The 11,138-nt window shown below is 59.4% G+C and carries 7 protein-coding genes; all 7 read left to right on the forward strand.

Translation table 11 applies throughout. The features are described from left to right. Window position 1 precedes the first annotated feature (1 nt). Window positions 2-3,271 (forward strand): helicase-related protein, encoded by a 3,270-nt coding sequence (locus H7J93_RS21575; RefSeq protein WP_143772579.1) that lies wholly within the window; start codon window positions 2-4, stop codon window positions 3,269-3,271. Continuing rightward, complete coding sequence (locus H7J93_RS21580; RefSeq protein ID WP_143772580.1) at window positions 3,268-3,933, forward strand: DUF4391 domain-containing protein; 666 nt, start codon at window positions 3,268-3,270, stop codon at window positions 3,931-3,933. Before H7J93_RS21575 ends, H7J93_RS21580 begins: the two co-directional genes overlap by 4 nt. Before the next feature lie 18 nt (window positions 3,934-3,951). Further along, window positions 3,952-5,910, forward strand: a complete 1,959-nt coding sequence (locus H7J93_RS21585; RefSeq protein ID WP_143772581.1) for a site-specific DNA-methyltransferase — start codon at window positions 3,952-3,954, stop codon at window positions 5,908-5,910. Window positions 5,911-5,915: 5 nt separating this feature from the next. Continuing rightward, window positions 5,916-8,996, forward strand: coding sequence for a type III restriction-modification system endonuclease (locus H7J93_RS21590; protein ID WP_207067912.1), 3,081 nt, complete (start codon window positions 5,916-5,918; stop codon window positions 8,994-8,996). Between the two features lie 263 nt (window positions 8,997-9,259). Further along, complete coding sequence (locus tag H7J93_RS21595) at window positions 9,260-9,631, forward strand: TIR domain-containing protein (RefSeq protein ID WP_143773404.1); 372 nt, start codon at window positions 9,260-9,262, stop codon at window positions 9,629-9,631. A 6-nt stretch (window positions 9,632-9,637) separates the two neighbouring features. Beyond that, window positions 9,638-10,624 carry a caspase family protein gene (locus H7J93_RS21600; RefSeq protein ID WP_267308331.1) on the forward strand — a complete coding sequence of 329 codons (987 nt, stop codon included), beginning with the start codon at window positions 9,638-9,640 and terminating at the stop codon, window positions 10,622-10,624. After that, entirely contained in the window at window positions 10,624-10,920 is a 297-nt protein-coding gene (locus H7J93_RS21605) for a hypothetical protein (RefSeq protein WP_143773406.1), read from the forward strand. Before H7J93_RS21600 ends, H7J93_RS21605 begins: the two co-directional genes overlap by 1 nt. Window positions 10,921-11,138: the final 218 nt, after the last annotated feature.

Here is an 11,138-nt window from a genome sequence, read left to right on the forward strand (position 1 = left end):
CGTGCACATCATCGACAACGTCAACGATCTCCTCGGCGACGATCTCAAGGCTGAGGTGCAGGTTGGGTCGAAGCTGCGTATCGCTGCATCGACATTTTCCATCTTCGCGTTTGAGGCGCTGCGCAAGGAGTTGGAGCGAGTCGAAGAGCTCGAGTTCGTCTTCACCTCGCCGTCGTTTGTCGCCGCGGCGGCTACCGATCAGCTGCCCAAGGAACGCCGACAGTTCTTCATTCCGCCGGGGTCCAACGGGGAGTCGTCGCTCTACGGTTCTCAGTTCGAGATCCGTCTGCGCAACAAGCTGACGCAGCGGGCTATCGCGCGTGAATGTGCGGAGTGGGTGCGCCGAAAGGTTCGCTTCCGGTCGAACCGGACTGGTGCACCGATGCAGCAGTTCGCCGTTGTGGATGACAAGGTCGCCTACCAGCCGATCCAGGGGTTCACGTCTGCCGACCTTGGTTACGAGCGTGGGAACGCGGTGTCGAACGTCGTGACCAAGCTCGACGAAGCTCCCATGGCACGGCAATACGCCGCCCTGTTCGATCAGATCTGGAACAACCCCACGCAGCTCGAAGATGTCACCCAAGCGGTGTACGACCACATCGCGAGCGTGTACGCCGAAAACTCACCGGCGCGAATCTATTTCCTGATCCTGTACAACCTGTTCTCGGAGTTTCTCGAAGACGTCAGCGAGGACGTCCTGCCGAATGATCGCACCGGCTACCAGGAAACGCAGGTCTGGCAGAGCCTGTACAACTTCCAGCGGGACGCGGCGACGGGAATCATCAACAAACTGGAGACCTACAACGGCTGCATCCTCGCTGACAGCGTGGGACTCGGGAAGACCTTCACCGCGCTTGCAGTGATCAAGTACTACGAGCTGCGCAACAAGTCTGTCCTGGTGCTTGCACCGAAGAAGCTTGCGGAGAACTGGACCAACTACAACGCCAATCTGACCACCAATATTTTCGCTCGCGACCGGTTCAACTACGACGTCCTTGCTCACACCGATCTTTCCCGCACCAGAGGTGAATCGTTGGGGCTGCGGCTCGACCGAATCAATTGGGGCAACTACGACCTCGTCGTTATCGACGAGTCCCACAACTTCCGCAACGCCGACTACGCAGAAGAAAAAGAGTCGCGCTACCAGCGGCTGATGCGTCAAGTCATCCGCGAGGGCGTGAAGACCAAAGTGCTGATGCTGTCGGCCACACCGGTCAACAACCGCTTCAACGACCTGAAGAACCAACTCCAGCTTGCCTACGAAGGAAGGTCGGAGAACCTAAGCCAGCATCTCAACATCTCGACGACGGTCGAGAAAGTGTTCAGCGACGCGCAGCGCGTCTTCAACGAGTGGTCCAAGCTCGACCCCGAGGCGCGCACCACCGACCGTATCTTGCAGATGCTCGACTTCGACTTCTTCGAACTGCTCGACTCGGTCACCATCGCACGGTCCCGCAAGCACATTCAGGCGTTCTACGACACCACCGAGATCGGCACTTTCCCACAACGGCTCCCGCCGCGGTCGATTCGTGAGCCGCTCTCCGACCTCCCCGATGTGCCCGCATTCAACGAAATCTTCGGACAGCTTCAGGTGCTCACCCTGGCGGTCTACACGCCGCTGGCCTACGTATTCCCAAGCCGGATCGGTAAGTACGAAGATCTCTACAACGTCAAGGGCGGCACTGCGCGCTCCAATATCGGGCAGCTCGGCCGTGAGCAGGGCTTGAAAAAGCTCATGACGGTCAACCTGCTCAAGCGTTTGGAGAGTTCGGTCGAGGCGTTCCGGCTCACCCTCGCCAAAATTGAAGGGGCAGTCGACAACACTCTGATCCGGCTCAAGTCAAGAACGGGATCCTTGAACGACCTCAGCGTCGATTTCTCCGGCCTGGACCTCGATGTCGACGACGAGGATGACGCCAACGTCGAGGCCCTCTCGTTTGGCGAGAAGATAAAGATCGACCTCGACGACATCGACGTAGAATCCTGGCAGCGCGATCTCTGGAACGACCGCGAGACCCTCCGTGAATTACTCGACGAGATGCGCAGGGTCACACCGGATCACGACCTCAAGCTGCGGGAGCTCAAACGACTCATCGAGGACAAGGCCGCCAACCCCCTCAACCCGTTGAATCGCAAGGCACTGATCTTCTCGGCGTTCGCCGACACCGCCGAGTACCTCTACAAACAGCTCGCGCCGGCATTGAGCGACTCCGGGTTACACACCGCGCTCGTCACTGGCGGCGCCCACGCCGCGAAAACAACGCTGGGGACCGGCTACGACTTCCAGCAGGTCCTGACGTTGTTCTCGCCGAAGTCCAAACAACGCCACCTCACCATGCCCAAAGACACCGGCGAACTCGATGTGCTGATCGGCACCGACGTCATCAGCGAAGGCCAAAACCTCCAGGACTGTGACTATCTCGTCAACTACGACATTCATTGGAACCCGGTACGGATCATCCAACGATTCGGCCGCATCGACCGCATCGGCTCGACCAACGCCCAGATCCAGCTCGTGAACTTCTGGCCCGACATCTCCCTCGACGAATACATCAACCTAAAGGAACGCGTCGAGAACCGCATGGTCATCGCCGACCTCGCCGGCACCGCCGACGACAATGTCCTCACCCTTGAAGGCAGCGATGCCGCGTTCCGGAAGGAGCAGCTCCGCAAACTCCAAGACGAAGTCATCGAACTCGAAGATGTCCGCACCGGTGTGTCCATCACCGATCTCGGTCTCAACGACTTCCGCATGGACCTGCTGGGATACCTCAAGGAGTCCGGCGATCTGGCCACCGCGCCGAAGGGACTTCACGCCGTGCTCCCCGCAGACCCCTCAAGAGGCCTCCACCCCGGTGTGCTGTTCGCGCTGCGCAACGTCGACGCCAACGAGAACATCAATCGGGGCAACCGGCTTCACCCGCACTACCTGGTCTACCTCGACGACAACGGCAACGTCATCGCCGACCACACAGAGGCCAAACACCTGCTCGACCTGATTCGCACAGGATGCCGGCCCCATGAGGAACCCGTCACCGAGGTCACCCGCGTCTTCAACGCGGCCACGCACGAAGGTGCAGAGATGGGCAAGTACTCCGAATTGCTCACCGCAGCAATCCGATCCATGATCGACGTCACCGAAGAACGCGACATCGACAGCCTCTTCAGCGGAGGACACACGACCGCGCTCACCCAGGCAATCGCCGGCCTCGACGACTTCGAACTCACCGCATTCATCGCGATCGTCGACACCACCGAAGGAACCACATGACGGCCCTGCTCTACCGCTGGCCCGTCGCCGCCAAATTCGGTCGTACCGTCCCGAAGACCAAGTTCTACGAACACGGCACCGTCCCCAGTGCGGTGCGTGACAAATTCGTCACCGAGGTCCAGCGCATCACCTGGGCCTACAAGCTCGCCCAATCCACCATCAACCTGCCCGGCAACGCAGACGTCCCCGAAATCCAAGTCTTCCAGATCGATACAAAGGGCGACGATGTTGGCGAGTCCGTGCTCGCCGCCATCGACAAAGCGGTCAAGACCCCCATCATCTTCGAGATAGTCACGGGCGAAGGCGACGACCAGCGAGTCCGGATGGCTGCATCGCACAAACAGGCCGGCCCCGCTACGCCGAAGCTCGGCGCCTACTACACGACCGACTGGCAACCCCAGGACGCAGAGCGACAGCCACTACCCACAGCGATCAGCCTGCCGTCCCTGTACACCGCACTCCTTACGCCGCTGACCCCGGTATCAGCACGGCCAGGAGAGGAATTGTCAGACGTTGCTGCCAGACTCCAGGCCGTGCGCAAGCTCGAACGCGAGGTCGCCTCCCTTGAGCGCAAACTCCGCGCCGAGCCGCAACTCAACCGCAAGGTGGAGCTTCGGCGCGCCCTGAAAACGAAGCAAGCAGAACTGGAACAGCAGAGGTAGCAGGTGGAGAAACTTCGCATGACATCGCCCGACATGACCGAGGCCAATATTGACAAGCTCGCCGAGCTGTTCCCCAACGTCATCACCGAGAAGCTCGACGCCGAGGGGAATCCCAAGAAGGCCGTCGACTTCGACCTGCTGCGCCAGGAACTGTCAGATCATGTTGTCGAAGGCCCGCAGGAACGTTACCAACTCGACTGGCCCGGCAAGCGCGCAGCGTTGTTCATCGCTAACGCACCCATTGCGAAGACTCTTCGGCCCGCGCGTGAGGAGTCGGTCGACTTCGACGATGCGCATAACCTGTTCATTGAGGGCGATAGCCTCGATGCGCTCAAACTCCTCCAGGAGTCGTATCTCGGAAGAGCGGATGTGATCTACGTTGATCCGCCCTACAACTCCGGCGCTGATTGGGTCTACGCCGACGACTTCGCTGAGACGGCGGCCGAGTATCTGCTGCGCTCGGGCCAAGTGGATGGGCGCGGGGCTCGGCTAGTCGCGAATACCGAAGCGAACGGGAGATTTCACTCCGACTGGCTGAGCATGATGTATCCCCGATTGAAGCTGGCGCGCAACCTACTTTCGGAGACTGGCGTGCTCATCGCCGCGATCGATGATCGTGAGCACTCTGGGCTCAAGCAATTACTCGATCAGGTCTTTGGCGCTCAGAACTTCCTCGCGAATATCGTTTGGCAGGGCCGAGCGAAGAATGACGCGCGCTTTGCTGGGGGCGGCTTGGACTACATGCTCGTCTACGGTCGTGACCGGAATCGACTAATTGCCGACGACGTGCGCTGGAAGGAACCGAAAAGCGGCTATGGGCTGGTCGTCGCGGCAGTGCGTGATGCGTGGGCGCGTTCGGGCGAGGACGCTGCGAGGGCTACGGCAATTCTGCGTGAGTGGTGGAAGTCCAAGCCGGAGACTGAAAAGGGGCTCCAGTCGTACACCGAGATCGATGAATCTGGTCGCGCATTCCTCCGTGGACCACTCGCGAGTCCGAACCCCCGGGCGAATCTCCAGTACGAGCTACTCCATCCAGTTACAGGACGGCCTGTTCCGATGCACGAGAATGGCTGGCGCTACTCGCGGGAAACGATGGATCAGATGCTGGCAGAAGGACGAATCATCTTCGGTCCTGACGAGACGACGACACCGCGCCGCAAGATGTATCTGGACGAGCAGGAAGATCAGGCGATTCGTTCGCTCGTCGTACAGGAGCGTGCGAGTGCGACGGGAGCTTTGATCGATCTGATGGGCGCCGACGTCTTTGACAACCCCAAGGACATCGGCGTGCTGTGCAAGTGGATTAACGCCGTAACTCAAGGCAAGAAGGACGCTATGGTCCTCGACTTCTTTGGAGGTTCCGGTTCCACAGGGCACGCGGTGATGGCGCTGAATGCCCTCGATGGGGGACACCGGCGTTTCATCCTGGTTCAGCTTGATGAATCGGTGGCAGAGAGCTCAGGTGCAGCCCAGGCCGGATACACGACGATTGCGGAAGTAGCGAAGGAACGACTGCGGCGGGCGGGGGCCAAGCTCGTCGACGAGGCCGGGATTCTCGCGGACTCTGTCGCTCCAGGGTTTCGAGTTCTCAAGGTGGACACAACAAACTTGACGGACGTGCTGCGTACTCCCGACGAGACTGAGCAACAGACCCTTTCCGGCTTAGGGGACAGCGTGAAGCCGGACCGCTCGGGTGAGGATCTGCTGTTCCAGGTGTTGCTCGACTGGGGTCTCGAACTGACGATGCCCATCAGCGTGGAGAAGCTCGAGGGCCATGAGGTCTACCTCGTCGAGGACGACGCTCTCGTCGCCTGTTTCGATTCGGAAGTGAGCCCGGAGCTGGTGCGGGCGATCGCGAAGCGTGAGCCGCTGCGGGCGGTATTCCGCGACTCCGGTTTCGCCTCCGACGACGCTCGGATCAATGCGGAACAGATCTTCCATGAGATCTCCCCGGCGACGGATGTGAAGGCCATCTGACACTGATGAAGCTTCAGTTCAAGATTCAGCAGTATCAGACCGATGCCGTGGACGCGGTTGTCGAGGTCTTCGCCGGACAGCCGAAACATGATGGTGTTTCCTATCGGATCGATCCGGGCAGGGCGAAGCCGGCCACGGCTCCGATGCTTTTTGACCCGAGTGCGACTTCGGACTCGGGTCTGCGAAATGCCGAGATCGCGTTGACACCAACGCAGCGGCTAGAGAACGTTCAGCACGTTCAACGGTCGCGAAACCTGCCGCTGTCGGACAAGCTGGTGGACAGCAAAGCCGCTCCGGGTGCTCCTAATCTCGACGTCGAGATGGAAACCGGTACCGGTAAGACCTACGTCTACATCAAAACGATCATGGAACTGCACAAGCGGTACGGCTGGTCGAAATTCATCATCGTCGTCCCGTCGGTCGCAATTCGCGAGGGGGTGAAGAAGTCAATCGATTTGACGGCCGAGCACTTCCAGCAGACGTACGGCAGTAAGCCTCGGTCGTTCATCTACAACTCTGCCCAGCTGCATGAGTTGGAGCGGTTCAGCTCGGACGCCGGGGTGCAGGTGATGATCATCAACATTCAGGCGTTCAATTCGACGAGCAAGGATAACCGCCGCATCTACGACGAACTCGACGACTTCCAGTCGCGGCGTCCCATCGATGTCATCAGCGCAAACCGTCCCATCGTGATCATCGACGAACCGCAAAAGATCAGTGCACCAAAGTCATTGGAAGCACTGTCGCGATTCAATGCACTCATGGTGCTGCGCTACTCGGCAACTCACAAGGTCGAGCACACCAAAGTTCACCGCCTCGACGCGCTCGATGCCTACAACCAGAAGTTGGTCAAGAAGATTGCGGTGCGAGGCATCACTGTGAAGGGATTGGCCGGCACGACGGCTTACCTGTACCTCGATGCCATCGAGATCGCCAAGGGCGCAAAACCGCGGGCCCGCGTGGAGATCGAGGTACAGACCAAAGGTGGGCCGATCGCGCGCCAGGTTAAGCGCCTTGATGTGCGTACCAACCTCCATGACATCTCCAATGGCATCGAGGCGTACAAGGGCCTCTTCATCACCGACATCGACGCCAACCGCGACGTCATCGAACTCAGCAACGGTGATGTCGTCATCGCTGGACAGCTCTCTGACCGTGACGTCACCGAAGAAGCCAAGCGCCGCATTCAGATCCGTGAGGTGATTCGGGCGCACCTCGATAAGGAACGGGAGCTGTTCACCCAAGGCGTTAAGGTGCTATCGCTGTTCTTCATTGACGAGGTGGCGAAGTACCGCGATTACGACCGCGAGGACACGCTCGGCGACTATGCCCGGACCTTCGAGGAGGAGTACGCCGCGATCGTCGATGAGACTCTCGGCGAGCTCGAGTTCGACGTCGCATCCGCGGCATACCGGGCGTATCTTCGCCGCGACAACGTGCATGCCGTGCACGAGGGCTACTTCTCGATCGACAAGAAGACCAGGCATGCGGTCGACGGGCCAGTGCACACGACAGGTGACGAAAAGGGCCAATCCAAGGACGTCGACGCCTACGACCTGATCCTCAAGGACAAGGAGCGGTTGTTATCGCTGGCCGAGCCGGTTCGCTTCATCTTTTCCCACTCCGCCCTTCGGGAAGGCTGGGACAACCCCAACGTCTTCGTGATGGGCATGCTCAAGAAAAGCGATAACACCGTATCGCGGCGACAAGAGATCGGCCGCGGCCTGCGCTTGGCCGTCGACCAACATGGCGAACGTATGGACAACCCCGTCACGGTGCACGACATCAACGAGTTGACAGTTGTCACCGACGAGTCCTACACCGACTTCGTCGCAGGACTACAAAAGGAAATCTCCGACTCGCTGGCTGCGCGGCCACGCAAGGCAAGCGTGAAGTTCTTCACCGGCAAGACAATTCAGACCGAAGACGGCGAGTCGCTAGTCGAGGAAGCCCTCGCGCAGGCGCTCTATAAGTACCTGATCAAGAACGACTACCTGAACGAGGATGACACGCTTTCCGACGAGTACAAGGCAGCGAAAGAGGCTGGCACCCTGGCAGAGCCGACATCCGAGGCCCTGAAACCCGTGCTCAAGTTTCTGTTGCCCTTGGTCGACTCGCTGAACATCGATGTCCCGGCCCCAACCGACGACCGCAAGCCCAAGAAGATCCCGCTCAATGAGGCCAACTTCGCCAAGAAAGAGTTCCAGGCCCTGTGGCGCCGGATCAACCAGAAGGCCGTCTATCAGGTCGAGTTCGACTCATCCGAGCTCGTCACCAAGTGCATTCACGCACTCGACAAGCATCTCAAGGTCGCCGCGATGCAATACGTGGTCCAAGCTGGCACGCAGCGCGACGCCCTCGAAGCTGACGACCTCACCAGCGGCGCCGGGTTCGACGTGGCCAGCACTACAACCCACACCGCGACGGTGTCGGCCGCGTCCCAGGTCAGGTACGACCTACTCGGTGAAATCACGGAAAAAACTCAGCTCACCCGTCGTACGGCGGCGGCAATCCTCAGCGGAGTCACCCCGGAGACGTTTGCCAAATTCCGGCTCAATCCGGAGCAGTTCATCACCGAGGCCGCCCGACTCATCAACGAGCAGAAGGCAACAGCGATCGTCGAGCACCTGACCTACGACGCGCTCGAAGACCGTTTCGACACAGCGATTTTCACAGAGAACCAGACCAAGCAGGACCTCACCCACGCTGGCAACAAGCTGACCAAGCACATCTACGACTACGTCGTCACAGACTCCAAGGTCGAGCGCGACTTTGTCACCGAGCTCGATACCAGTCAGGAGGTTGCCGTCTACGCGAAGCTGCCACGCGGATTCTTCATTCCGACCCCCGTAGGTGACTACAACCCAGACTGGGCCATCGCGTTCACCGAGGGAACGGTCAAACACATCTACTTCGTCGCCGAGACCAAAGGCTCACTCTCGTCGCTTCAGCTCAAAGGAGTCGAGGACGCGAAGATCGAATGCGCCCGGAAGTTCTTCGCGTCGCTGAACGAGAAGAACGGCGAGAACGTCAAGTACGAGGTTGTCACCGACTACACCGAGCTGATGCAGCTCGTGACGACATGATCAGGGGTGTGTCCAAATGACGGAAAAGATGCTGGGATCTGTGGGCATCGTCGATTGCTGGCAATGCGAGATATCAGAACGTGTCGAATTGGTCTGCCAACGGCGCTGTGGGTGCTCGACCACGTGGCTCTTCTGACGATGGGAGGCAAGCCACCAGTATTCGGATTCTGCGACGGCCATCTTGTCGGTGCTCCCCGGTAAACTTCGCTGGTGATTTCACCGGCCAACCGGGCGCGGTGACGACACGCTCACCGAGGAGCACCGTGGCAGACACCAAGGTCATTTTCATCGCCTTCGCGATCGAGGACGAGCGTCAAAGGGACTTCCTGAAGGGTCAGTCCCTGCACCCCCGCACGCCCTTCGAGTTCATCGACATGTCGGTCAAGCAACCGTACGAGTCCGAGTGGAAAGACAAAGTGCGGACGCGGATCCGTCGCTCGGACGGAGTGATCGTGCTGGTGAGCAAGAACTCACTGACGTCCTCGGGGCAGAAGTGGGAGATCCAGTGCGCCAAAGATGAGGGCAAGCCGATCCGGGGGATCTGGGCGTATAAAGACGACCGCACCAACATTTCGGGGGTGCCCACGTACACGTGGAGCGATGAAAACATCAGCAACTTCATCGACTCCCTGTAGGTCGTCGTGCGGAAGGCGCTGATCGTCGGAATCGACCACTACCCATACATTGGGGACCTCAGCGGGGCGGTCAACGATGCCCACGCTGTGAAGAACGTTCTCGAGCGGAATGCCGACGGCACGCTGAATTTCCCCACCCCGCACCTGCTGGTCGGGACCGGCCCTGGGGCCGAGGTTACTAGGCTCGAACTCAAGGAATCGGTCCGGAAGCTTTTCGCCGATGACGCCGATATAGCACTCTTCTTCTTTGCCGGTCACGGATACATCGAAGACACCGGAGGCTTCCTTTGTGCCAGCGACTGCCAGTCAGGCGACGACGGTCTGTCGCTGGCAGAACTAATGTCCTTGGCCAACTCGTCGAAGGCAAAGAATAAGGTCATCATCCTGGACAGTTGTCACGCGGGCATTGCGGGAACAAGCGCCCTCAGCCAGAACGTTGCCGAGATTTCCGATGGTGTCACTATTCTCACCGCGTCGACCGCTGACCAGTACGCGATGGAGACGCCCGGAGGTGGATCAGGCGTTTTCACGAGCCTGTTCGTCGACGCTCTCAGTGGAGCTGCCGCGAACCTCGTAGGAGCAATTACTCCTGGAAGCGTCTATGCGCACATCGACCAATCGCTTGGGCCTTGGGCGCAACGCCCAGTTTTCAAGACCAACGTAAAGACCTTCATCTCATTGCGGGAGGCTACTGCGCCAATTGAACTGGCTGAGCTGCAGCAGCTGACTGACATATTCCCCTCTCCTACAACCGTATTCAGCCTCGATCCCAGCTACGAGCCGCACCGCTCCGGCTTCGAAGATCCTTCGGTTCCAGCGCCCGATCCGGCCCACACGGCTGTCTTCGCGGTACTGCAAAACTATGTCAAGGTCAACCTCGTGAGGCCCGTCGGTGCCCCACACATGTGGCACGCGGCGATGGGGTCACACGGCTGCGAGCTGACTGTACTTGGCCAGCACTATTGGAAACTCGTCGACGACGGCCTCGTCTGATGTCCACCGAAAGAGATGTCCAGGCACGTCTGGACACGCCCGAACTCATGGAAAAGCTCGCCGCTATCGAGCATGAACGATGGGCTCATTGGCAGCAATACATGCATGACCAGTGCCAGCGTGCGAAGGACGGGTCTTTGATCATCCCCGCTCATTTAGCAAAGCGTTGGCAAACCCAGATCGAGACCCCCTACGAGAACTTGAGCGATTCGGAGAAGGATAGTGATCGTGAACAGGTGAGGCGCTACTTGCCGATCATCGGTGCGGCCATCAAGGCGCCCGCTGCGGAGGGGTAGGCGGCGCGATGCCCAGAGCTTCATGGAGACGTTGAAGCAGCAAGTTGACAATTACATGGAGGAAGCCAAGCGGGACAGAAGGAGGCTGGCTTCAAAGACAACACCCTGGGACAAGCCATCATCAACGAAGGAGCTGAAACGGCAAACCCCAGGATTCGCTCGCCTGACCTTGATTCGCCGGCATTGCTGTCTCGTGAGACGCCAAAATTTCGCATAAA

Origin of the sequence: Mycobacterium barrassiae, from assembly GCF_025822765.1 — a bacterium.
In the GTDB taxonomy this organism is placed as follows: Bacteria; Actinomycetota; Actinomycetes; order Mycobacteriales; family Mycobacteriaceae; genus Mycobacterium; species Mycobacterium barrassiae.

What these genes read in the sequence shown, in the direction of transcription:
- H7J93_RS21580 (WP_143772580.1), top strand. Translation starts at nt 3,268, where the DNA reads ATGACGGCCCTGCTCTACCGCTGGCCCGTCGCCGCCAAATTCGGTCGT.
- H7J93_RS21585 (WP_143772581.1), top strand. Translation starts at nt 3,952, where the DNA reads ATGACATCGCCCGACATGACCGAGGCCAATATTGACAAGCTCGCCGAG.
- H7J93_RS21590 (WP_207067912.1), top strand. Translation starts at nt 5,916, where the DNA reads ATGAAGCTTCAGTTCAAGATTCAGCAGTATCAGACCGATGCCGTGGAC.
- H7J93_RS21605 (WP_143773406.1), top strand. Translation starts at nt 10,624, where the DNA reads ATGTCCACCGAAAGAGATGTCCAGGCACGTCTGGACACGCCCGAACTC.